Raw genomic sequence first — 21,943 nt, forward strand, 5'->3', positions numbered from 1 at the left:
GGCTTTTTCGGCAGCTCTACACGCGCTTAAGGTGGTAGAATGCCCACTTCGCGCATTCGTGGTCAGGCTGCCAACGGTGCTGTATGGAGTAGATGTGCTTAAGAAGCGTGTGCTTAACGAACATCCAGTCGTCTTCAAGCTCGCCTGTTTCGCCGGCGAAAAGCCGGAGTTCCGTAAGCGCGGCCTCCTTCTCGGCGCTGCCAATGAGCCTCTTGAAATATATCTTCCTGGCTATCTTCTGGCATTTCGAGGCCCTTAGCGGCTCGTCGGGGAATCCGTCGGTGAATTCGAGATTCGCGGGCCCGAACCCGTAATTCTCAAGGAGAGCCTCCATCTCCTCCCTGTAATCCTCCGTCCTTATGACATCTTTTGCGGCTTCCGGCACTTTACACCCTTAAAGATTTTTTACGGCCCTGTAAACGGCCGAGAAGTCCTCTTCCCCGGCCCCTTTTGATACGGCCGCGGCAAAGAGCTCCTTTGCGATGCTCGCCGTGAACACGGGCGACTTAAGCGCCGCGGCAAGGTCTTGTAGATAATGGAGGTCCTTGTACATGAGCGAGCACTTGAAGTGCGCCTCGAAGTCCTCGTTCAGGAGCTTCTCCTTCTTCGCGGAAAGGATTGCGGAGCTTCCCGCGCCGTTAGAAAATATATCGAGCGCGGTCGCCCTGTCAAGCCCGGCCTTTTCGCCAAGGGCGGTCGCCTCTGCTATAGAGGCCATGAATGTTCCGAGAAGGAGGTTGTTTACGAGCTTTATCCTGGTCGCAAGCCCCGGCTCCTTGAGGAAGTATATGGCGCTCCCGAGCTTTTCGAGGTAGGGGAGGGCGGCCTTGTACGGGTCCTCCCCGCCGCTTGCGAGTATGGTGAGGCTTCCGCTCATCGCGGGTATTACGCTCCCGATGAGCGGGGCCTCCAGATAGGCCCCGCCCCTCTCAGCTAATATCGAGTGGAAGGCGAGGACCTCTTTGAAATGGTTGGTGGTCATGTCGACCACCAGCTTGCCCCTGAGCTCTCCGGAGAGGAGGCCGTTATTCATGCTCAGGACTTCCCTTACCGAAGCGCTGTCAAAGAGACTGACGAAGATGATATCGGCCCTGGATGCGAGCGCCGCAGGGGTGTCGCTCACTATGACATCGAGCTCCCTTGCCCTGGTGAGGGTCCTGTTCCATGCGTGGACCTCCACCCCCTGGCCTTTTAGCCTTGTCGCTATGGCCTTGCCCATGCGGCCGAGCCCGATAAGCCCTGCCCTTAATGGAGCCACTCAGAACCTCTCGTAATGGATTTTCCCGGGGTCGAACTCGTCGTCGGTGTGCTCTCCGGGCTCTCTTACGGCGTATCCCAGAGGCATCATGCACTGGATCCTGTATTCTTCGGGTATGCCCAGGAGCTTTTTTACAAAAGGCTCGGCGCTCCCAGGGGGCTCACCAGCGTCGGCAACCTGCACGAAGCAGGAGGCGAGTCCCTGGTTTACGGCTTCAAGGTGTATGTGTTCCGCGGCTATCGAAGAGTCCTCCCTGAAGCGCCTTCCTGTTTTAATATTATAACAGATGACCACAACGAGCGGCGCGTTCCTTACGAAGCGGGCGTGTGCGGTGGAATTTGAGAGCGCCTTTTTCGCCTCCGGGTCGCTCACTACCACGAACTCCCATGCCCTAGTCCCCCAGGAGGTGGGCGCGCACATGGCGGCCTTCAAGACCTCCTTTAATTTCCTTTCCTCGATCTCGCGCTTGAGGAAAACCCTTACGGACCTCCGCTTTCTGATTACGTTGAGCATCGTCCACCTCTACTCTGAAAGGAGTTTTTCGAGGAGAGCCGTCCTCTCCACGCCCGTCCAGTCGGACAGGCCCTTGACGACGAGGGCGATATTACCGTCCCTTCCGATAATATACGCCTCGGGGGCCCGCATGACCCTGTACGCCTCTGCCACGAAGCCGTCCTCGTCCCTTATGTTCGTGAAGCTGAACTTTTCCTTGTCGAGAAACTCGCGCACCTTGAAGACAGGTGCGCTGTGCATGGAGTCTGCCCCGATCGCGGCTACAAGGAGCCCGCGCTCCCGGTACTTCCTCTGGAGGCCGTCAAGAGACTTAAGCTCCTCCTTGCATTCCTCGCATTTCATCCTCCAGAAGTAGAGCACTACTACCTTGCCCTTCTCCTCTGAAAGCCTGAACGGGTTTCCGCCCATTTCTTTATGCAGGAAGTCAACTGCGGGGCTTCCTTGTACGAGCCTGGGCTCATAAAGGCTGCCGTCGACCTTGCCAGACTGGTCGTTGCAGGCCGTAGCGATAAACGCAAGGATGATAATTAGCATGATTTTTTTCACGGCCACCTCCGGGGTTGTAATATTACCAGAAGAAGCAGGGATAAAGGAAGGGCTTATGCCAGCTCCACTACCGTGAATAACAGGAGGCAGTCATATTCTCTATTTCTCTATAACCCTTTCCCGTTGAAAGATGCTATAATTTCATGTTAAAAAAGCCTATTTAAAACCTATTTTTACCTTAGAGAGGGCAGATGGCAGAGAAGTCCGAAAGGTATGACCACAAGTCGGTCGAGGCCAGGTGGCAGGCCGAATGGGAGAAGGGCGGAGCCTTCAGGAAGGCGGGCGCCGAAGGCGATAAATACTACGTCCTTGAGATGTTCCCGTATCCTTCCGGGAAGATACACATGGGCCATGTAAGGAACTACTCCATCGGAGACGTGGTCGCCAGGTTTCTCATGATGAAGGGGAGGAGCGTCCTTCATCCAATGGGCTGGGACGCCTTCGGCCTCCCTGCCGAGAACGCGGCCATCCAGCACGGCATACACCCCGCGAAGTGGACTTACGAGAACATAGCCAACATGCGGGTGCAGCTTAAGCGCATGGGCCTCTCCTATGATTGGGAAAGGGAGGTGGCGACCTGCTCTCCCGAGTATTACAGGTGGAACCAGTGGCTCTTTCTCAAGCTCTTCGAGAAAGGGCTCGCCTATAAGAGGCGCTCATCCGTAAACTGGTGCCCGGAGTGCTCGACCGTGCTTGCGAACGAGCAGGTAGAGGACGGAAGGTGCTGGCGGTGCGGCACGCTCGTCGAGACGAGGGAGCTCGAGCAGTGGTTCTTCAGGATAACCGCGTACGCCGAGGAGCTCCTTGAGCATACATATAAACTCCCTGGCTGGCCCGAGCGCGTGCTCGTCATGCAGAGGAACTGGATAGGCAAATCCGTCGGGGCAGAGGCCGATTTCAGGGTCGAGGGCTCTGACGAGACGATAAGGATATTCACGACGAGGCCCGATACCCTCTTCGGGGTCACCTTCATGTCGCTTGCGGCCGGGCATCCTTTGCTAGAAAAGATTACCGCTCCCGACAGAAAGGAAGAGGTAGGGAGGTTCTCCGCAAGGGCCAGGAACGAGGCAAAGCGCATGGCCCTCAACCCCGACGAGGTCGAGAAGGAGGGGGTCTTTACCGGCGCGTACTGCATTAACCCGCTCACGGGCGACAGGGTCCCTGTCTATGCCGCCAATTTCGTCCTGATGGAGTACGGCACAGGCGCGGTCATGGCCGTTCCTGCGCACGACCAGAGGGACTTCGAGTTCGCCAAGAAGTACGGCCTGCCCGTAAAGGTCGTCATAAACCCGCCCGATTCAGCTCTCGATCCGGCGACGATGGAAGCGGCCTATGTCGAGCCGGGGGTAATGGTAAACTCGGGCCCTGTGAACGGGATAAATAGCGATGAAGCCAAGGAGGCGATAACGCGTCTACTTGAGGAGAAAAGGGCGGGGAAAAAAGCCGTAACCTACAGGCTACGCGACTGGGGCATATCGAGGCAAAGATACTGGGGCTGCCCAATTCCGATTATCTATTGTGAAAAATGCGGCGCTGTCCCGGTCCCGTATGAGGAGCTCCCGGTGATACTGCCCGAGGACGTCTCGCTTACGGGGAAGGGCTTATCGCCGCTTGCCTCGTCCGAGGCGTTCGTGAACGCGACCTGCCCCTCATGCGGCGGGGCTGCAAGGCGCGAGACCGACACAATGGACACCTTCGTAGATTCGTCATGGTATTTCCTCCGGTACGTGTCGCCAAGGGAAACCGGGGTCCCTTTCAGGGAAGAGGACGCCGCGTACTGGATGCCGGTGGACCAGTACATAGGGGGCATTGAGCACGCGGTAATGCACCTCCTTTACGCCCGCTTTTTTACAAAGGCGCTACGCGACCTCGGGCTCCACGGCTTTGACGAGCCCTTCAAAAACCTCCTTACCCAGGGCATGGTCTGCAAGGAGATAACGAGGTGCCCGGAGCACGGATATCTCTACCCCGAGGAGGCGGCGGGAGGGGTGTGCAAGTTCTGCTCAAAGCCGGTCATGACCGGGGCGGTCGAGAAGATGTCCAAGTCAAAGAAGAACGTGATAGACCCTGACGGCATAATAGGGAGATACGGGGCCGATACAACGAGGCTCTTCACGCTTTTCGCGGCCCCGCCCGAGAAAGACCTCGACTGGAACGAGGAAGGGGTCGAGGGCTCGTACAGGTTCCTCGGCAGGGTGTGGAGGCTCGTTACCGAGAATATCGAGTTTTTGAAGGAGGCCCGGCCCATGCAGCCCGGCTCCAACGCCGAAGGTGCGGCAAGGGAGCTCCACGCAGTAACCCACAGGACCATAAGGAAGGTCACCCAGGACATAGAGGAGAGGTTCCATTTCAATACGGCCATAAGCTCTATTATGGAGCTCGTGAACGCGCTTTACCAGTTTCAGGCCGCGCTCAATGGAAAGGGGCGGCCGGATTCCACTGAAGCAAGGGTCTTCAGGGAGGCAGTAGAGGCCGTTATCCTTCTCCTCGCGCCCTTCGCCCCGCACATCTCCGAGGAGCTCTGGGAAAGGCTCGGGAACGGCGAGCCTGTGTACAGGACCAGGTGGCCGGAATGGAGCGAGGAGGCCGTGAAGGAAGAAGAGGTCGAGATACCCGTGCAGGTGAACGGCAAGGTGAGGGGGAGGGTCCGCATACCAGCCGGAGCCGGAGAGGAAGAGGTGAGGTCGCTTGTGATGCAGGACGGGAAGATAGCCGAGCTTACTTCGGGGAAGGCGGTCAAGAAGTTCGTTTACGTGAAGGACAAGATAGTCAACATGGTGGTCGCATGAGGCCTTTTTTCGCGTTCCTCGTATCCCTTCTCGTCCTTTCGGGCTGCGGCTACCACCTTACCGGCAAGGCAGGGGATATGCCCGGAGGCGTTGAGAGCCTCTCAATCCCGGTCTTCACCAATGTCACCCTCAAGCCGGACATCGAAGCGGGCGTGACCGCCGCGTTCGTAAACGAGTTCCTTACTACCGTAAGCATCGCCGAGGACGCCCCGTTTGTCATGGAAGGGTCCATAACGTCATATAATATCGCTCCTGTATCGTATTCAAAGAGCGACGTAGTCCAGGAATACAGGCTTACCGTCGTAATGGACCTCCGGATCCAGAAGAGGGCTACCGGAGAGATCGTCTGGCAGGCGGGCGGGGTCGCGGACTCCGAGGACTTTACCGTAAACACGGGCAGCCCGTCTGAGACCAGTGACAGGGAGGAAGCGGCCCTGTTGAAATTGGCCAGGGACACGGCGAGGCTCGTAAAGGAACGCATGCTGGTGAGGTTCTAAGTGCTTTTAAAGCCCGTCTACTATATCTACGGCACCGACGACTATCTAATCGAGGATAGCCTCGGCAAGATAAAGAAGGAGGCACTTTCAGGCCCCTTCGCCTCAATGAACTTCCACGCCTTCGAAGGCAAGGGGCTGGATGCCGGAGAAATCATCTCGACGGCCTCGACCTTGCCGGCCTTTGCCGAGTGGAGGCTTGTCATCGTGAAGGGGGCCGAAGCCATAAAGGCGGCCGAGGAAAAGAAGCTCGCATCTTACGTACAAGACCCGTCGCCCTCCACATGCCTCGTGTTCATATCGAACGCCGCAAAGCTTGATAAGGGGTCGGAGCTCGTAAAGGCGCTCGAAGAGAAAGGGTATTTAAAGGCGTGCAATCGCCTCCGCGACGCGGAGCTCCTGAAATGGATAAGGGACGAATCATCGAGGCAGGGAAAATCAATAAGCGGCGAGGCCGCCAAGAGGCTCCTTGAGATTGCCGGGAACAGCCTTCGTGACATAAAGGGGGAGCTCGATAAAATTGTCCTCTTTATCGGAGACAAGCCCGGGATAGACGAGAAAGACATAGAGGAATCAGGCCTTGAGTGCAGGGAAGAGTCGGTATTCGGCCTTTCGGACGCGATCGGCAGGAAGGACCTGAGGGAGGCCGTGAGGGCCTACCGGAAGCTCTCGGACGAGGAGCCGATAAAGGTGCTTGGCGCGATAGCGAGGCAGATGAGGACGCTTCTCAGGATAAAGGCGCTCTTGAGGAAAGGCACGCCCGCGGCGAGGATAGCATCAGTTGCCGGGCTTTTCCCCAGGCACGCCGAGGATTATGTAAAGAGGAGCAGGCTATTTAATGAAGCGGAGCTAAAGTCCGCCGTATTGAAGCTCCTGGCAGCTGATACCGACCTCAAGTCCGGGAGGGCCCCGTCGGCCACGGTGCTCCCCAGGCTCATAATGGAGCTTTGCGGGAAAGCGGGGAGGTAATATGTTTCCCGATTCGTGGGCGATAGCAGTATTCTGAGCAAATGCTTTATAGAGACCGGTTCACTGGTTTTTTTCTAGTAGGCCGGTTTTGCCTTAAATACCTCTTCCGAAGCATCCTTTCTGATCCATATCTCGTTGTCATCTATCCATCTGAGGAATCTGTATTCCTTTCGGATATGATCAGTCAATATGGGGAGCCTGGTTTTTGTGCTTATCCCGTCTATGTAGTTTGCTCCATTGAAATTGGAAAAAATTATGTATTTGACCTTTTTTCGTTCAAGGTCGTAGGCGACCTCCTTCTGATAAAACTCAGGCGCTGCGAACCATATGACCGGGAAGCGCGTCATTGAAGGCTGGTTCAGAAAGTAATACCAGATGGCCTCAGAGGTCATGTTGAAAAACGTCTCGCCCCCGCCAATTTCTTTTTCAAGGAACGAGATGGTCGCTTTGTAATTGGCAGGGATGAATTCTTCATCCTTGATACTTACGGGGAAATTTTGGTGAATAAGGCCGAGGGCGTATATGCGATAGGCCCCGAACAGGACGGCAAATACGAGCACTATGGCTGCAAACGCGCCGGCACCTCTGAAAAAGCGGAATTTTCGGGGGAGATAAGTGCCGTAATGCTTTGTCATGATGTAGACAAAAAGCAGGCTGGCAGGATATATGCTGGAAGCGATGTGATCGAGGTCGGAGCGGCCAAGGGCGCCCCTGAATATGAATATCGAAAGCATAAAAAGCATGAGTTCCGGAAAATAACCTTTCAGAAAAGTCCCTGGCGCGCCTATTCCATTTGAATTAAGTTCCCCAAAAAACCTCTTTGTAATCCAGAAAGCATTGAATGCGCAAAGTACGCATGCCAGGAATGCCGACCAGACGTTAAAAGGATAAACGAGGCCGTCCATAAGCTCCTTGTACTTCGGCATGGTGAAGAAAACATATCCGATAAACTCGGCCGTTCCTCCCCGAAGCAGGAGAACCAGAAGAACAATCGACGTGAGTGCGCCGAATATTAGCGAGGTCAGAAATACCTTGTTCCGCCGCAACAGGAAAATGTATGCCAAAGGGGCCAGTACGACGAAAGCCGTGAAAAGATAAAAACCCCTATCAACCGAATAGGCGAAAGAAGCAATGGGTATAAAAGAGAATGCAAGGCCTGAAATGAAAACGACTATAGGCCTGGGCTTTTCGGCGTGTGCGAGAGTATGTATTGAAAGGCCGGCGATCAGAAAGCCGAAAATAGTTAAGTCACGAGGCATGATGAATGGAATCAGAATATATCCCAATACCTGGGAAGGAATCAGATGTATCGTCCAGTAAAGGCCGGCAAACAGTACCATTGCGGATGCGGCCAGCAAGGAACCCCTGAAAAGTTTGAGGACCAGGACTCCCAGGAGGACAAATGCAAGGACATTTTGAATGTTATCAAGGGTCCTGGCCGAGCTGATGGACCTGCCAAAAAGCTTGAAAGCCAATATCGACCGCAAGGGGTCCTGGTACACGCCGTGCGCGAAAATGAAGTCCTTGTACGGCGCCAGCCCGGCTTCGTAAGAAATACTGGCTCCGAGGCTCTCTCCCTCGTGAAAAATATCGAGTTCGCCCATGATAGAAGGCGAGTTGAGGGCTACGATTACGGAAAGCGCCATCACTATGAGCACGGCCCTCTTTTCCGTTTTCGCGTAAGCGGCCGGCGGGAGCACAGGTGGGGTGAAGAGAAATCCTCTTAGCCGTTTGGAGATCAGAAAGGCGAGCGTCAGGACTAGAGCGGGGGAGATGACGAACACCACGAACCTGAGGATATTGTTGCCCGGATTATATCCGAGAAGCGTCATGGGTCCGACGACCTTCCAGGGATTACTGAAAGGCAGTACGATCTCATCCCATAGAACGGTGCCGATCGTGATTCCGAGGAGGAAAAGCGCAGCTATGATTGCCAGCCTGGCTGCCGTTCCCCTATTTGGACTCATGGTATTCTTCTTCCGCGTTTACAGACCAGATGTTTTCTTTCGTGCTGATCCCGTTCTTTATGTTCTCTACCGCGACCATGGCCGTAAGCATGGAGTGGTCCTGGTTGTTATATCTGTGCATCCCGTTACGTCCTATCAGGAAAAGGTTTTCAAGGGTATCGGTGAATTTTTTTATGACCTCGAACCGCTCGTAGGAGCCGAAATAGCAGGGGTACGCCTTCGGCATGCGTATGACGGTGCTGTCCAGAATATCCTTGCCGGCGATCATCCCCAGTTTCTCAAGCTCTTTTCCTGCAAACCCGGCAAGCTCCACGTCGGGCTTCAGCCATAGTTCGTCGCCCTCATTGCAGAAGTATTCAAGGCCGATCCAGACGGCGCCGTCGTCCCTTACCATATAAGGGCTCCAGTTGTTGAAGATCTGGATCCTCCCGAGCTTCACGTCTTTTTCCTGGACGTAGATCCAGTTGTCAGGAATGGTGCCGGTAGGGGTGTTTATCGGGAGTTTTCTGAGAAGCAGGCCTACAGTAATGAAATCCCGGTAAGCAAGGCCGCCTGCAACGTCTCGCACTTCCCGGGGCGCATCCTGGCCCATCGCGGCTATCAGGTCCTTTATTGGCATCGAGGATATGAAATAATCTCCCATGACCGTCGTTGATTCGCCGGTCGATCCGTCGATAACCACCGCCTCGGATATTTTCCCGTTATTTACCTTCAAGCCCTTGACGCGGTGGTTCAAACGCACCTCGCCGCCCCGCTCCCTTATTATGCGCGCCGCCTCTTCCCACATCTGGCCGGGGCCGAATTTAGGGTACATGAACCTCTCGATCAGGCTCGTCTCTACGTCCTTTTGTTCGAGGGAGCTGTGTTTGGAGACTATGCCCCTTGCCGCGTGAAATAGCGCCTTAGTCACGGAGAGCCCCTTGATCCTCTGGGCGCCCCAGCTCGGGTCTATGGCGCTGCACGGCACACCCCATACCTTCTCCGTATAATCCTTGAAAAAGGTCGCGTAAAGCTCTTTTCCGAACCGGTTTATGAAGAAGTCCTCAAGGGATTTTTCCTCAATCGGCGCGAGCCTGGCCCTTAAATAGCTCAAAAGGATCCTGACCGCTCGGAGGACCCCGAGGTTCCGTAGCGTCTTCATATTGGCTGATATCGGGTAATCGAAAAACTTCCGCATGAAAAGGATACGGGAGAGCCTGCTTCTTACGAGCATTACCAGGTCGTTTTTTTCAGGATCCGAGACCGTATCGCTGGAGGGAGTGGAAAATCGTTCAAGATTACTTTTGCCGGCCAGGAAATTCGCATTTTCGGGAGACTCGTCTTTTGCCGGAGAGGTTTGAAGGGGAAGGATTTTGAGCCACCATTCGACCACCCTGTCGGACTTGGAAAAGAACCGGTGGCCGCCGATGTCTATCCTGTTGCCCTTGTAATTGACTGTCTTCGAAATACCGCCTATGTCGGCGGTCTGTTCGAACACAATGGGCTTTATGTCCGTCTTTTCAAGCAGCTCGAAGGCCGCGGTAAGGCCGGCAGGTCCGGCCCCGATTATAACGGCGGTCTTCTGGGTCATTGAGGCGGCGATTTTCCGAATGAAATCATTTATTTTCATGGCGAGAAATATCATACCGACGCCTAAAAGTCAATCTGCGCGTTTATTGTTCCGGGAACTGGCTCGGTATAGGCTGCGCCGCCTGGAGCGCTTTTATTCGAGCAGTCGCCCGCGATTCTTGCCGGAGCCAGCACGCTTGTCCGCATTGTGGCTTCCATAACTCGCCATGCGCGGGGGCTCTTTATCCGTTGACCGGCGCACTCCGATATTGTATAATCCTTTTTCGAATGGGCCTTCTTCCCAGGCCCATTTTTTTATTTTTTACCGTAGCGGCCCGGACCACGTAAGCCGGGGGCTTTCAGCATAAGACAGGAAAAAATGTCCAGGAATCTTCAAAAGGAAATCGAGAGGCGGAGGACCTTCGGCATAATAAGCCACCCCGACGCGGGCAAGACCACGCTTACCGAAAAGCTCCTCCTTTACGGCGGCGCCATACAGCTTGCCGGGGCGGTAAAGGCCAGGAAGGCCTCGCGCCATGCGACAAGCGACTGGATGGCCATCGAGAGGGAGAGGGGCATCTCCGTCACCACCTCGGTCATGAAGTTCAACTACAGGGACTTCGAGGTGAACCTCCTAGACACCCCAGGCCACCAGGACTTCTCCGAGGACACCTACCGGGTGCTTACGGCTGTCGATAGCGCCCTCATGGTCATAGACTCCGCAAAGGGAGTCGAGACCCAGACCGAGAAGCTCATGGGCGTCTGCCGCATGAGGAACACGCCGGTCATGACCTTCATAAACAAGCTCGACAGGGAGGGGATGAACCCCCTTGACATACTCGCCCAGATTGAAGACAAGCTCCAGATAGAATGCGCGCCCCTTTCCTGGCCCATAGGCTCGGGCAAGGCGTTCAAGGGCGTCTACAGCCTCTACAGGAAGGAGCTTCAGCTCTTTACCCCCGGCGAGGAGACGAGGTCTTCCGTCGGCGTGGTCATATCCGACATAGGTGATAAGCGCCTTGACGAGCTTTTAGGCGGCCAGGCAAGGGAGCTACGTCACGATATAGAGCTCCTAGAAGGCGCGGCAAACCCCTTTGACGTGGATGACTATTTAAGGGGGAGCCAGTCGCCTGTCTTCTTCGGGAGCGCCATAAACAACTTCGGCGTACGGGAGCTCCTCGACGCCTTTGTCGAGCTTGCGCCGCCGCCGGGGCCGCGGGCAGCCGTCGAGAGGATAGTTTATCCGCAAGAGGAGGCCTTCACCGGTTTCGCTTTCAAGATACAGGCGAATATGGACCCGGCGCACAGGGACAGGATAGCTTTCATAAGGATATGCTCGGGGAGGTTCCAGAGGGGCATGAGGGTCATGCACCACAGGACCGGGAAGGAGCTTATCCTCTCGAACGCGACCATATTCATGGCCCAGGACAGGACCAATGTCGAAGAGGCCTACGCTGGCGACATTATAGGCATCCACAACCACGGAACAATAATGATAGGGGACACCTTTACCGAGAAGGAGCCCCTTAAGTTTACCGGCATCCCAAGCTTCGCGCCCGAGCATTTCAGGAGAGTGATCCTCAAGAACCCCATGAAGGTAAAGCAGCTGCAGAAGGGGCTTGAGCAGCTTACCGAAGAGGGGGCTGTGCAGGTCTTCAGGCCGGTTGCCGGGAACGACTACATACTCGGAGCGGTCGGGGCCCTCCAGTTCGATGTGACAATGGCGAGGCTCAGGGACGAGTACGGCGTGGACGCGGCCTACGAGCCGATTGAGGCGCAGCGCGCCAGGTGGATAGACGGGGAGAGAAAGAAGATAGAGGAGTTCGAGAAGAAGAATTCCATGCGCCTTGCCCGGGACACCGAAGGCAACCTTGCCTATCTCGCGCCGAGCGAGTGGCAGCTAAACTACACGATAGAACAGTGGCCGGACATAACGTTTTACAGGACGAGAGAGCATAATTGAGCGTTTATAAAGAAGCTGCAAAGGGGGTAGAGATGAAGAAAGGGGCCGTATCCAGGTTTATCGAGGAGCACTATCTGCATTTCAACGCGGCCGCGCTCCTCGACGCGGCAAAGGCCTACGAGGCCCACATGGACAAGGGCGGCAAGATGATGGTAACCCTTGCCGGGGCCATGAGCACGGCGGAGCTCGGAAAATCGCTTGCCGAGATGATCCGCAAGGACAAGGTGAGCATAATCTCCTGCACGGGCGCGAACCTCGAGGAGGACGTCTTCAACCTCGTGGCGCACGACCATTACAAGCGCGTGCCGGGCTACAGGGACCTTTCCCCTGCCGACGAATGGGAGCTCCTCGAGAAGGGCTTCAACAGGGTCACCGACACCTGCATACCCGAGGACGAGGCCATAAGAAGGATCGAGTCCCACATATTCGACCTCTGGAAGGCCGCGAACGGCAAGGGCGAGAGCCGCCTTCCACACGAGTTCTTCTACGAGCTCATAAAAAGCGGAGTGCTGAGGCAGTACTACCAGATAGACGAGAAGGACAGCTGGCTTGTCGCTGCCGCTGAAAAGAACCTTCCCATAATCGTCCCCGGATGGGAGGACTCGACCCTCGGCAACATCTTCGCCTCCTACTGCATAACAGGGGAGCTCAAGGCCACGACGGTCAAGTCCGGAATAGAGTACATGGTCGCGCTCGCGGACTGGTATAAGAAGAACAGCCCGGGACAGGGCGTGGGCTTTTTCCAGATAGGCGGGGGCATAGCCGGGGACTTCCCCATATGCGTCGTCCCCATGATGAGGCAGGACCTCCAGATGAAGGATATATCGTTCTGGACCTACTTCTGCCAGATATCCGATTCGACCACAAGCTACGGCTCGTACTCCGGGGCCGTGCCCAACGAGAAGATAACCTGGGGCAAGCTCTCTATCGACACCCCGAGGTTCGTAATCGAATCCGACGCGACCATCGTTGCCCCCCTGATATTCGCGTGGGTGCTCGGATGGTAGCTTCTTAAGGGCTTCGGGATTCCCGGTGCCTGTCAGGTTCCGTCAGTCCTGCAGAACGCGAGTTGAGAGATTAAACCGAATCCAGCCTGGAGATTGATGAAGTGAGCAAGGAAGCGATATACGTAATAGGGCACAAGAACCCGGATACAGATTCGATATGCTCGGCGATAGCGCTCGCGGAGCTTAAGAACGCGCTCGGGGAGGGCGACTTCCTCCCGGCCAGGGCAGGGGACCTTAATCCCCAGACCGAGTTCATTCTCAATTACTTTAACGTCCAGCCGCCTAAATACATATCCGACGTCCGCCCCAAGGCAAGTGACATCATGTCAACAGGCGTCGTAACAGTGAACGAGGATACCCCCTTCCACAGGGTCCTGGAATTGATGAGGGAAGAGGAGGTTCGGTTCATGCCGGTCCTCGACGGGAACGGGAGGCCCAAGGGGGTATTGACCCTCATGGAGCTCGCCAAGAGGTATCTCGAGGCCGAGCACTCGATAGAGGTGACCACGTCCCTCAGGAACATAGTCCAGACCCTCGGAGCCAGGGTCAGGAACGACTCGCTCGGTACGAGTGAGATCACATTCACCGTCTATATCGGCGCCATGTCCGAGGAGGCCTTCCTGTACATACTCGGACAGGAAGATCCAAAGAGGTGCGCGCTCATAGTGGGCGACAGGGTCGAGATACAGAAGAGGGCGGTAGAGAAGGGAGTAGGGCTCCTGATAATATCCGGAGGCTTCGACGTGGATGAAAGCCTCGCCCAGGAGGCGTCGAGGCGCGGCGTAAGCATAATAGTCTCGCCTTTCGACTCGGCCACTACTTCCATACTGGTGAGGGTCAGCACCCCGGCGTCCATGATATGCGAGACGAGCTTCGATACCGTCTCCCCCGACGACCTGGTCGATGATTTCAAGTTCAAGGCCGCCTCGGCCGCGGGCCTCATTGTGCTCGACTCCGAAGGCGTGATGCAGGGCGTCATAACGAAGACCGACATCCTGAAACCCCCGTCGACAAGCCTCGTACTCGTGGACCATAACGAGCTTTCGCAGGCCGTGGACGGCGCAGAGGCCGTTAACATAATGGAGGTCGTGGACCACCACAGGATAGGTAACTTCACCTGCACCCAGCCCATACCCTTCATTTGCGAGCCGGTCGGCTCAACCTCGACGCTCGTCTCCGAGCTATATAAAAGGACCGGGGCTCCGATAAAAAAAGAGACCGCAGGGCTGCTTCTTGGCGGCGTGCTCTCCGACACCGTTATGCTCAAATCCCCGACGACGACCGCCAGGGACAGGGAAATAATCAAATGGCTCGAGGAGAAGTCGGGACTCGACCACGCCGCATTCGGCTCCGAGGTCTTCGGCTCGAGCGCGAGCCTCAGGAAGAGGGGCGCGGAGGCAGTGGTTGCCGGCGACTTCAAGGTGTTCGAGGCCAAGGGCAGGAAGTTCGGCATAGGGCAGGTCGAGATAATCGGCTTCGACGAGTTCCACGAAGAGGCGGCAAGCCTTACAGGTGTGCTCTTGAGGAAGAGGGAGGAAAAGGACCTCAAGCTCGCGGGGCTCCTTGTTACCGACATATCCCTGGGCACGTCGCTCCTTCTGGCCGTGGGCGAAAACGAGGTGCTCTATAAGCTCAACTACCCGAAGGTAAAGGACGGGGTATTCGAGCTTAAGAACGTGATATCCAGGAAAAAGCAGGTGGTGCCGCATATACTGAGCGTCTTTAACGAGATATTCTGACACAGGCCGCTCAAGAAGCTCAATCTGCGGCGTACAAAAAAAGTACGCCTCATACCTCATTTTTCGACTCCTTGCATCTTGAACTTTTTGAGCAGCATGTGATTAGAGTTTTTCAGCAGCCTTTTCAAGACAGGGAGAAAGAAAGTCCCAAAGCGGTCCAGGCCCGGCCTGGACCGCTTTTTCTTTGCCGCTCTTCAGGGCGGCTGAATAATTTTGATTCATTTACCCGGCCTGTGCTATACTGCCTCCTAAGTGGAAGGTCTTTCTATTCAATGCGCCTCCTGAAGCATTTTCCCATTGCCCCGTGGACCGAAAAGACCTGACCATACGGCAACTGATAATCGAAGCGATAAGCGGACGAATGCTTACCTCGAAGGAGATATCCGGCGCGGTCGGCATCCGCGAGAAGGACGTCCTTGAGCACCTTGAGCATATCGCAAGGTCGTTCCATAAGGGAAAGCAGGGAGGACGTGAGTTCGTTGTCGAGCCTTCCGAGTGCCTTGACTGCGGCTTCGTCTTCAGGAAAAGGGAAAGGCTCAGGACTCCTTCAAGGTGTCCGGTATGCAAGTCCGAGGGGATAACCGAGACCAGGTTCGGCATAAAAGGCGGCTGACCTGTTATAACTTGCCATTTTTAATTAGCCCGTGCGGATTTCCGTTCATTTGATGAGAAAAATCTTTTTCGTAATAGCCGCCGTCCTCCTATGCAGCATCCCCCAGCCTGCGCTCGCCGCTAAAGAGGAAGTAAAAATTTCCTTCTCAGCCGGGAAGAGGGTAGATAACCTCGACTGGTCGATAGCCGGCGGCGGCGTCAATATCCTCTCAGAGCTTACCTGGAAGGACCTTGAGAGCTATCAACTCAAGGGCAGGGCCCGCATATACATCGGCCGTGTCTACCTGAGGGGGCAAGCAGCCTACGCCTTTATAGTCAGCGGGGAAAACCAGGATTCCGATTACGCCGGTAATAACAGGACCAATGAAATATCGCGCTCCGAGAACAGGTCGGACAGCGGCGACTTCTGGGACCTCTCGGGCGGGGTCGGGTATGTATTCAGGCCAGCTCTCACAGGCGGCAGGCTGGCCATCGCACCGATTGCCGGCCTTTCATATCATCGGCAGAACCTCACCATAACCGACGGCTTCCAGACCGTGACCTCGCCGGGCTTTCCCCCCCTGGGGCCTTTCCCCGGGCTCGACAGCACCTACTCCGCATCATGGGCCGGGCCGTGGGCCGGGGTCGATATCGAATACGCCTACAAGAGGCTTACGGTCTCGGGCTCGTTAGAGTACCATGTCGCCTACTACAACGCGGTCGCAAACTGGAACCTCCGGGCCGATTTCGCCCACCCGAATAGCTTCGAGCACTGGGCCGACGGCAGTGGGGTCGTAGTGAGCCTCGGCGCGGAATACGCCCTGGATGACAGGTGGTCGTTGGCAGGCTCCTTCGACCTCCAGGACTGGAGCACTTCATCGGGGACCGACAGGACTTATTTCGCCGCGGGCGGGGCCGCCGATACGCGGCTTAACGGGGTAAACTGGGATTCCAGGGCCTTCTCCCTCGGCCTGAACTACAGGTTTTGAAAAATAGCTGTGCTATAATCATATCAATAGGAGAGAGCTTTTGGCAGGGCGCGTTCGGTCATTTGCCCGCCCCCGCCCGGGCAAATAGCTCTTGACAAGGGAGAGTAGTTGTATTATAAGTCTGGACTGTAAAATTCCTTCCATCCGTCAAAAGCCGTCAAGCTGAGACCCTGGAGGAAAAGACCGGCATCAACCCGCGGACACAGCCACGCGGCCCAAAATTGAATATTCGATGCTCTTATCGAGAGTGGCAGAGGGACTGGCCCTGTGAAGCCACAGCAACCGGTTCCGTTTTCAAAAACGGAACGCCAGGTGCTAATTCCAGCAAGGCTTGAAGCCTTGGAAGATAAGAAAAGGTCATGAACGGCGCCTCTTCTTATCAACCAGAGAAGGGGTTTTTTTTTGGCCTGTTCAAACCGAACCGCTCGCACAGAGATTAAAGGAGGGTACCAGATGAGCTACATGAAGGCGTTGAAATGCAGAGAGTGCGGGAAGGAGTACCCCAAAGAGGCGCTCCACGTCTGCGAGCTGTGCTTCGGCCCGCTTGAGGTCGCATACGAGTACGACAGGATGAAAGGCGTTCTTACGAGGGAGACGATCGAGAAGCGCGCCCCGAACATGTGGAGGTACAAGGAGCTCCTCCCGATAGACGGCGAGCCCACGGTGGGCGGCCAGGTCGGGTACACGCCCCTCGTGCGCGCGTCGAACCTGGCCAAGGCGCTAGGCGTAAAGGAGCTCTACATCAAGAACGACGCGGTGAACTACCCGACCCTCTCGTTCAAGGACAGGGTCGTCTCTGTGGCCCTTTCCAGGGCCAGGGAATTGGGCTTCACCGTGGCCTCCTGCGCCTCGACAGGGAACCTCGCGAATTCGGTCGCCGCTAACGCCGCCGCCTGCGGCATGGAGAGCTTCGTCTTCATCCCGTACGACCTCGAGCAGACCAAGATACTCGGCACGCTCGTCTACGGCGCGACCGTCGTCAGCATAAAAGGGACCTACGACGAGGTGAACAGGCTCTGCAGCGAGATAGCGGGAAAATACGGCTGGGCATTCGTTAACATCAATATCAGGCCCTACTACGCCGAGGGCTCCAAGACATTCGGCTACGAGATAGCCGAGCAGCTCGGCTGGAGGACCCCGAAGCATGTTGTCGTGCCCATGGCGGGCGGGTCTCTCATAACCAAGATACACAAGGCCTTCAAGGAGTTCCACACCCTGGGCCTCATCCCGGAGAACACGGCCAGGATCTACGGGGCACAGGCCGCGGGGTGCTCCCCGATAGTGAACGCCGTAAAAGAGGGGAGCGAGCTCATCCGCCCGGTGCGCCCCAATACGATAGCCAAGTCGCTGGCCATCGGGAACCCTGCCGACGGCTACTACTCGGCCAAGGTCATGAGGGAGACGGGCGGCTGGGGCGAGAACGTGACCGACGAGGAGATTATAGAGGCCATGAAGCTCCTGGCTGAGACCGAGGGCATATTCGCCGAGACCGCCGGAGGGGTGACGCTCGGGGCCGCAAAGAAGCTCATCGAGTCCGGCAGGATCCCGAGGGACGAATCCATCGTCGTCTCCATAACCGGGAACGGCTTGAAGACCCAGGAGGCCCTCTACGGGAAGCTCAAGGAGCCCACGGTCATAAACGCCAGGCTCCAGGAGTTCGACGACCTCGTTAAGGCCGGGGGCAGGGAATACGCCGTAAAGGCATAGGATTTTTCGCTTCTATTTCCCGTGTTTTTTCTGGTATCATAGTACCTGTCGCGCCCGGATTGTCGCAAAGGGGTAGAGCCCCGTTCATGGGAACGGCCCCATACCAAGAGAAGGGAGAGTTCTTTTAACAGTCATGACCGACCATTTCATTCAGGATAAGACAACCAAGGTAACGGTAAACCTGGAAGGCGCCCAGCAGAAGATGGACTTTAACGACCTTAAGTCCGGCGGCTTCATAAAGCAGAGACAGAAGGACCTCTTTACGGTGCGTCTGCGCTGCCCGGGCGGCAAGCTCACCACCGAAAAGCTGATAGAGATATCGAAGATTGCCCACAAATACAGCAAAAAGGGCGTCGTCCACTTCAGCTTCCGCCAGTCCCTTGAGATACTCTATGTTGACTACAAGGAGTTCAACGCGATAGTCGCGGAGCTTGAGAAGATAGGGCAGAAGGTCGCCTCCTGCGGCCCGAGGGTCAGGGTCCCTACGGCCTGCGGCGGGTGCGAGTACAACCCGAACGGCCTTACTGACACGCAGAAGATGGCGGAGATGGTCGACCAGACCTTCTTTGGCACTCCGACCCCGCACAAGTTCAAGACCTCTTTTTCTGGCTGCCCGATAGACTGCGCCAGGACCAAGGAGATGGACCTGGGCTTCCAGGGCGTGGTCGACCCGAAATGGGAAGAGGAGGCCTGCACCGGTTGCACCATCTGCTCGGAAGCCTGCAAGGAAGGGGCGATAGAGTCTGACCCGGACACCGGAAAACCCATATTCGACCCCTTGAAGTGCATCTACTGCGGCGATTGCATCAGGGCGTGCCCGACCGAGGCTTGGAGGCCCAAGAGGTACGGTCATATAGTCAGGATAGGCGGCAAGCACGGACGACACCCCATGGAAGCCGTGGAGGTATGCAGCTTCCTTCCGGACGAGAAGGTCGCGGACGCCATAAGGATGACCATAGAATGGTACAACGCGAACGGCAAAAGGGGCGAGAGAATAGGGAACACCCTTAAGAGGGTGGGGCTTGATAATTACCTCAAGTTCATGGAGCCGGTATTTCAGAATAACGAAGCCGTTAAGGCTTAAGGCGGGGTGATGGCTGAATCCAGGACAGACGCAACGATAGACTTGAGGGGTGTCATGTGCCCCATCAACTTCGTAAAGACCAAATTGAAGCTCGAGATGATGAACCCCGGCGAGGTCCTGGAAGTGATACTCGATTCCGGCGAACCCATACAGAACGTGCCCAAATCCATCAAGGAAGAGGGGCACAGGATAATTGAGGTCAAGAAGGAAGGGGACTTCTTCAGGCTCAAGGTCGAGAAGAGCTGAACGGGCGGGCCTTTCCGGAAGTCGCGGACGTCCTCTGCCCTTGACGCTTAAGCGGGAAGCCAATACAGCAAGGAATTCCGATAGGAGGATTGGAGAATATGGTTATCAAGGTCAGGATACCGACCCCGCTCCGCAAGCTCACCAACGGCTCGGATGAGGTCACCGCAACGGGCGCGAACATCGCAGAGATTATCGAGGACCTGGAAAGGAACTACCCCGGCCTTAAGGAGAGGATCTGCGAAGAGGACGGCAAGCTCAGGAGATTCGTGAACATCTACCTGAACGACGAGGACATCAGGTTCAAGGAGAACATGGACACCAGGCTCAAGGAGAATGACGAGCTGTCCATAATCCCAGCAATCGCCGGAGGCGCGCTTTGAAAAAGAGGGTCTATCTCACCTATCCCAAGGAACAGGTAAAGGAGCCACTCCTTTACCATGTCGGCAAGAAGTTCGAGGTAGTAACGAACATCAGGCAGGCGACCGTTTCCGACAAGATAGGGCTCGTCGCGCTCGAGCTGGAAGGAGAGCCGGAGGAGATAGAGAAGGCGATACAGTATTTAATCGAGAAGGGCGTCAAGGTAGAACCCATAGAGCTCGATATTATCGAATAGCGCGGGCGCTGGCCTTTTCCCCTGGACCGGGGCTGGCCCCGGTCTCATCGGCGAGCCTGAACGGCTTTTAAAAACCTGAACCCCGCCCCATGAGGACGGGGTTTTTTTTATGTCCTGATATGGTTTTTTTCAAGGTTTGCCGGCCTAAATATGTTGACAAATATACTAAGGTATTATAAACTTGAGAAGCTTACTAAGGTATTCACCGCTAGCCGTACCGGTTCATTTTGAGCGGAATTTCACCCCCCTTGGGGAGGTATAGTCAATGAGAGGACAACGGCTTCTGGAAGCGCTGCCGGAAAAGGCTTTCTCCATGGCAAAAAACTCGGTTCTTGACCTGGTCGGCAACACACCCCTTGTAAAAATCAACAATATCGCCAGGGACCTTCCTCCCGAGGTCGAGGTATACGCCAAGCTCGAGGGCTACAACCCCGGCGGCTCGGTAAAGGACAGGGCTGCCCTTAACATGATAGAGGACGCAGAGGCGAGCGGCAGGCTTACGAAAGACAAGGTCATCCTCGACTCGACCTCGGGGAATACCGGCATTGCCTATGCCTGGATAGGGGCCGTGAAGGGCTACAAGGTCGAGCTGGTCGTGCCCGCTAACGTGAGCGAGGAAAGGAAGAAGATACTCCACGCCTTCGGGGCCAAGGTCATCTTCTCGAACCCCCTCGAAGGCTCGGACGGCGCGATAAGGCTCGCCTGGAAGCTCTACGTGGACGACCCCGAAAAATATTGCAAGCTCGACCAGTACAACAACCCCTCGAACCCGCTCGCTCATTTCAACGGGACCGGCGTTGAGATATACGAGCAGACCGGCGGCAGGGTCACCCATTTCGTCGCCTCCATCGGCACCGGCGGCACGGTCATGGGCACCGGCAGGAGGCTAAAGGAGTACAGCAAAGACATAAGGGTCATAGCCGTCGAGCCCGCGACCCCTTTCCACGGCCTCGAAGGTTTGAAGCACATGGCCTCCTCGATAGTGCCGGGCATCTACCATGAAGAAGAGCTCGACGAGAAGATACCGGCCCCGACGGAAGAGTCTTATGAGATGGCAAAGAGGCTTGCCAGGGAAGAGGGCTTGCTCGTGGGCCAGTCCTCTGGCGCGGCCATGTGGGCCGCCCTGGAGGTCGCTAAAAAGCTTAAGAAGGGTGTCGTGGTAGCGATCTTCCCGGACGGAGGGGACAAGTACCTCTCAACGCGTCTCTGGGAAGCCTGATAGATAAGACAAGTCTAAAACAGTAGACTTTTTAATTAATTATAGGTAATACTTAAAGGAGAATCTCAAGTGCTTTCATTCCTCGGCATAGGGAAGAGCGTAATCCATATATCCAGGTCCGCCTACGACGAGATAATAAACCACGCCAAAGAATCCTACCCGCACGAGTGCTGCGGGGTGCTGGTGGGGACCACCTACACGGCCCGGAGGATATTCGAGGCGCAGAGGGCGTCTAACGTCAATACCGAGCGCGCCCATGACAGGTATATCATAGACCCCAAGGAGCTTAACCTCATAGATAAGATAGCAAGGACCCAGGGCATGGACGTGATGGGCTTCTATCACTCCCATCCCGACCACCCGGACAAGCCTTCCGAGACCGACAGGGAATGGGGCCAGCCCGGCTACTCGTATTTCATCATATCCGTCAAGGGCGGCAAGGACGTATCGGTAAGGAGCTGGATGATAGAGGACGAGAAAGGGCCTTTCAAGGAAGAAAGCATCAAGATAAACGAGAAAGGCTGAGGGCCGGTGGCGGATAAGGGTTTGGTTCCCGCCGCCGCGCCAATGAGTCGTCTGGGGTTTTTTCCTGTCGAGCCCTGAATTAGTCCTTACTGGATGATTAAGTCTAGCCGCCCGGCTTAAAAGGCGCACTCTGCCCCGCGAGGGGTTTTTTTGCATTACGGACATTGCAGAGGAGG

At 55.9% G+C, this 21,943-nt stretch carries 21 protein-coding genes and 1 riboswitch; of the genes, 15 read left to right on the forward strand and 6 right to left on the reverse strand.

Going from position 1 to position 21,943, the window contains the following annotated elements; genetic code table 11:
* Positions 1 to 16 precede the first annotated feature (16 nt).
* The 4 genes from K8I01_00395 to K8I01_00410 are packed head-to-tail and all read right to left on the reverse strand — an operon-like array spanning position 17 to position 2,317.
* Positions 17 to 385 (reverse strand): hypothetical protein, encoded by a 369-nt coding sequence (locus K8I01_00395; GenBank protein MBZ0218879.1) that lies wholly within the window; start codon positions 383 to 385, stop codon positions 17 to 19.
* A gap of 9 nt (positions 386 to 394) precedes the next feature.
* The gene (locus tag K8I01_00400; protein MBZ0218880.1) at positions 395 to 1,219 is read right to left on the reverse strand and encodes an NAD(P)-dependent oxidoreductase; all 825 of its coding nucleotides are present in this window, start codon (positions 1,217 to 1,219) and stop codon (positions 395 to 397) included.
* A gap of 39 nt (positions 1,220 to 1,258) precedes the next feature.
* Positions 1,259 to 1,771 (reverse strand): nitroreductase family protein, encoded by a 513-nt coding sequence (locus tag K8I01_00405; GenBank protein MBZ0218881.1) that lies wholly within the window; start codon positions 1,769 to 1,771, stop codon positions 1,259 to 1,261.
* A gap of 9 nt (positions 1,772 to 1,780) precedes the next feature.
* Positions 1,781 to 2,317, reverse strand: coding sequence for a TlpA family protein disulfide reductase (locus tag K8I01_00410; GenBank protein MBZ0218882.1), 537 nt, complete (start codon positions 2,315 to 2,317; stop codon positions 1,781 to 1,783).
* Positions 2,318 to 2,508: 191 nt separating this feature from the next.
* Here K8I01_00410 and leuS point away from each other — a divergent pair, with 191 nt between their 5' ends.
* The 3 genes from leuS to holA are packed head-to-tail and all read left to right on the forward strand — an operon-like array spanning position 2,509 to position 6,569.
* On the forward strand, positions 2,509 to 5,106 hold the full coding sequence (gene leuS / locus K8I01_00415) for a leucine--tRNA ligase (protein MBZ0218883.1): 2,598 nt from the start codon (positions 2,509 to 2,511) through the stop codon (positions 5,104 to 5,106).
* On the forward strand, positions 5,103 to 5,603 hold the full coding sequence (locus K8I01_00420; protein ID MBZ0218884.1) for a hypothetical protein: 501 nt from the start codon (positions 5,103 to 5,105) through the stop codon (positions 5,601 to 5,603). Before leuS ends, K8I01_00420 begins: the two co-directional genes overlap by 4 nt.
* Positions 5,604 to 6,569, forward strand: coding sequence for a DNA polymerase III subunit delta (gene holA, locus K8I01_00425; GenBank protein ID MBZ0218885.1), 966 nt, complete (start codon positions 5,604 to 5,606; stop codon positions 6,567 to 6,569). It begins immediately after the preceding gene.
* 74 nt (positions 6,570 to 6,643) lie between these two features.
* Here holA and K8I01_00430 read toward each other — a convergent pair whose 3' ends face one another.
* Complete coding sequence (locus K8I01_00430) at positions 6,644 to 8,536, reverse strand: hypothetical protein (GenBank protein ID MBZ0218886.1); 1,893 nt, start codon at positions 8,534 to 8,536, stop codon at positions 6,644 to 6,646.
* A complete protein-coding gene (locus K8I01_00435) occupies positions 8,523 to 10,106 on the reverse strand; it encodes an NAD(P)/FAD-dependent oxidoreductase (protein ID MBZ0218887.1) in 1,584 nt (527 codons plus the stop codon). Before K8I01_00435 ends, K8I01_00430 begins: the two co-directional genes overlap by 14 nt.
* A gap of 357 nt (positions 10,107 to 10,463) precedes the next feature.
* Between K8I01_00435 and K8I01_00440 the strand changes: the two genes are divergently transcribed.
* The 12 genes from K8I01_00440 to K8I01_00495 all read left to right on the forward strand — a co-directional run bounded on the left by K8I01_00440 (position 10,464) and on the right by K8I01_00495 (position 21,767).
* Positions 10,464 to 12,047, forward strand: a complete 1,584-nt coding sequence (locus K8I01_00440) for a peptide chain release factor 3 (protein MBZ0218888.1) — start codon at positions 10,464 to 10,466, stop codon at positions 12,045 to 12,047.
* Between the two features lie 32 nt (positions 12,048 to 12,079).
* A complete protein-coding gene (locus tag K8I01_00445) occupies positions 12,080 to 13,054 on the forward strand; it encodes a deoxyhypusine synthase family protein (GenBank protein MBZ0218889.1) in 975 nt (324 codons plus the stop codon).
* Positions 13,055 to 13,155: 101 nt separating this feature from the next.
* Positions 13,156 to 14,793 (forward strand): putative manganese-dependent inorganic diphosphatase, encoded by a 1,638-nt coding sequence (locus tag K8I01_00450; protein MBZ0218890.1) that lies wholly within the window; start codon positions 13,156 to 13,158, stop codon positions 14,791 to 14,793.
* 304 nt (positions 14,794 to 15,097) lie between these two features.
* Complete coding sequence (locus K8I01_00455; GenBank protein MBZ0218891.1) at positions 15,098 to 15,406, forward strand: transcriptional regulator; 309 nt, start codon at positions 15,098 to 15,100, stop codon at positions 15,404 to 15,406.
* Positions 15,407 to 15,458: 52 nt separating this feature from the next.
* Positions 15,459 to 16,373, forward strand: coding sequence for an outer membrane beta-barrel protein (locus tag K8I01_00460; protein ID MBZ0218892.1), 915 nt, complete (start codon positions 15,459 to 15,461; stop codon positions 16,371 to 16,373).
* A 235-nt stretch (positions 16,374 to 16,608) separates the two neighbouring features.
* A riboswitch (SAM riboswitch) is annotated at positions 16,609 to 16,726 on the forward strand.
* A gap of 100 nt (positions 16,727 to 16,826) precedes the next feature.
* Positions 16,827 to 18,080, forward strand: coding sequence for a threonine synthase (locus K8I01_00465; GenBank protein MBZ0218893.1), 1,254 nt, complete (start codon positions 16,827 to 16,829; stop codon positions 18,078 to 18,080).
* Positions 18,081 to 18,213: 133 nt separating this feature from the next.
* On the forward strand, positions 18,214 to 19,164 hold the full coding sequence (locus tag K8I01_00470) for a 4Fe-4S binding protein (protein MBZ0218894.1): 951 nt from the start codon (positions 18,214 to 18,216) through the stop codon (positions 19,162 to 19,164).
* Positions 19,165 to 19,173: 9 nt separating this feature from the next.
* A complete protein-coding gene (locus K8I01_00475) occupies positions 19,174 to 19,410 on the forward strand; it encodes a sulfurtransferase TusA family protein (protein MBZ0218895.1) in 237 nt (78 codons plus the stop codon).
* A 98-nt stretch (positions 19,411 to 19,508) separates the two neighbouring features.
* Positions 19,509 to 19,790, forward strand: a complete 282-nt coding sequence (locus K8I01_00480; protein ID MBZ0218896.1) for a MoaD/ThiS family protein — start codon at positions 19,509 to 19,511, stop codon at positions 19,788 to 19,790.
* Entirely contained in the window at positions 19,787 to 20,023 is a 237-nt protein-coding gene (locus tag K8I01_00485; protein ID MBZ0218897.1) for an NIL domain-containing protein, read from the forward strand. The genes K8I01_00480 and K8I01_00485 overlap by 4 nt, the downstream gene beginning before the upstream one ends.
* 265 nt (positions 20,024 to 20,288) lie before the next feature.
* The gene (locus K8I01_00490) at positions 20,289 to 21,242 is read left to right on the forward strand and encodes a cysteine synthase (GenBank protein MBZ0218898.1); all 954 of its coding nucleotides are present in this window, start codon (positions 20,289 to 20,291) and stop codon (positions 21,240 to 21,242) included.
* Positions 21,243 to 21,311: 69 nt separating this feature from the next.
* Positions 21,312 to 21,767, forward strand: coding sequence for a M67 family metallopeptidase (locus K8I01_00495; protein MBZ0218899.1), 456 nt, complete (start codon positions 21,312 to 21,314; stop codon positions 21,765 to 21,767).
* The last annotated feature ends 176 nt before the right edge of the window (positions 21,768 to 21,943 follow it).

It is taken from the genome of Deltaproteobacteria bacterium (assembly GCA_019912665.1).
GTDB lineage: Bacteria > Desulfobacterota > GWC2-55-46 > GWC2-55-46 > GWC2-55-46 > UBA5799.

Bases quoted from the DNA above. Each gene is read 5' to 3' on its own strand.
- K8I01_00400 (MBZ0218880.1), bottom strand. From the start codon at position 1,219: ATGGGCAAGGCCATAGCGACAAGGCTAAAAGGCCAGGGGGTGGAGGTC.
- K8I01_00405 (MBZ0218881.1), bottom strand. From the start codon at position 1,771: ATGCTCAACGTAATCAGAAAGCGGAGGTCCGTAAGGGTTTTCCTCAAG.
- leuS (MBZ0218883.1), top strand. From the start codon at position 2,509: ATGGCAGAGAAGTCCGAAAGGTATGACCACAAGTCGGTCGAGGCCAGG.
- K8I01_00420 (MBZ0218884.1), top strand. From the start codon at position 5,103: ATGAGGCCTTTTTTCGCGTTCCTCGTATCCCTTCTCGTCCTTTCGGGC.
- K8I01_00430 (MBZ0218886.1), bottom strand. From the start codon at position 8,536: ATGAGTCCAAATAGGGGAACGGCAGCCAGGCTGGCAATCATAGCTGCG.
- K8I01_00435 (MBZ0218887.1), bottom strand. From the start codon at position 10,106: ATGACCCAGAAGACCGCCGTTATAATCGGGGCCGGACCTGCCGGCCTT.
- K8I01_00440 (MBZ0218888.1), top strand. From the start codon at position 10,464: ATGTCCAGGAATCTTCAAAAGGAAATCGAGAGGCGGAGGACCTTCGGC.
- K8I01_00445 (MBZ0218889.1), top strand. From the start codon at position 12,080: ATGAAGAAAGGGGCCGTATCCAGGTTTATCGAGGAGCACTATCTGCAT.
- K8I01_00460 (MBZ0218892.1), top strand. From the start codon at position 15,459: ATGAGAAAAATCTTTTTCGTAATAGCCGCCGTCCTCCTATGCAGCATC.
- K8I01_00465 (MBZ0218893.1), top strand. From the start codon at position 16,827: ATGAGCTACATGAAGGCGTTGAAATGCAGAGAGTGCGGGAAGGAGTAC.
- K8I01_00470 (MBZ0218894.1), top strand. From the start codon at position 18,214: ATGACCGACCATTTCATTCAGGATAAGACAACCAAGGTAACGGTAAAC.
- K8I01_00475 (MBZ0218895.1), top strand. From the start codon at position 19,174: ATGGCTGAATCCAGGACAGACGCAACGATAGACTTGAGGGGTGTCATG.
- K8I01_00480 (MBZ0218896.1), top strand. From the start codon at position 19,509: ATGGTTATCAAGGTCAGGATACCGACCCCGCTCCGCAAGCTCACCAAC.
- K8I01_00490 (MBZ0218898.1), top strand. From the start codon at position 20,289: ATGAGAGGACAACGGCTTCTGGAAGCGCTGCCGGAAAAGGCTTTCTCC.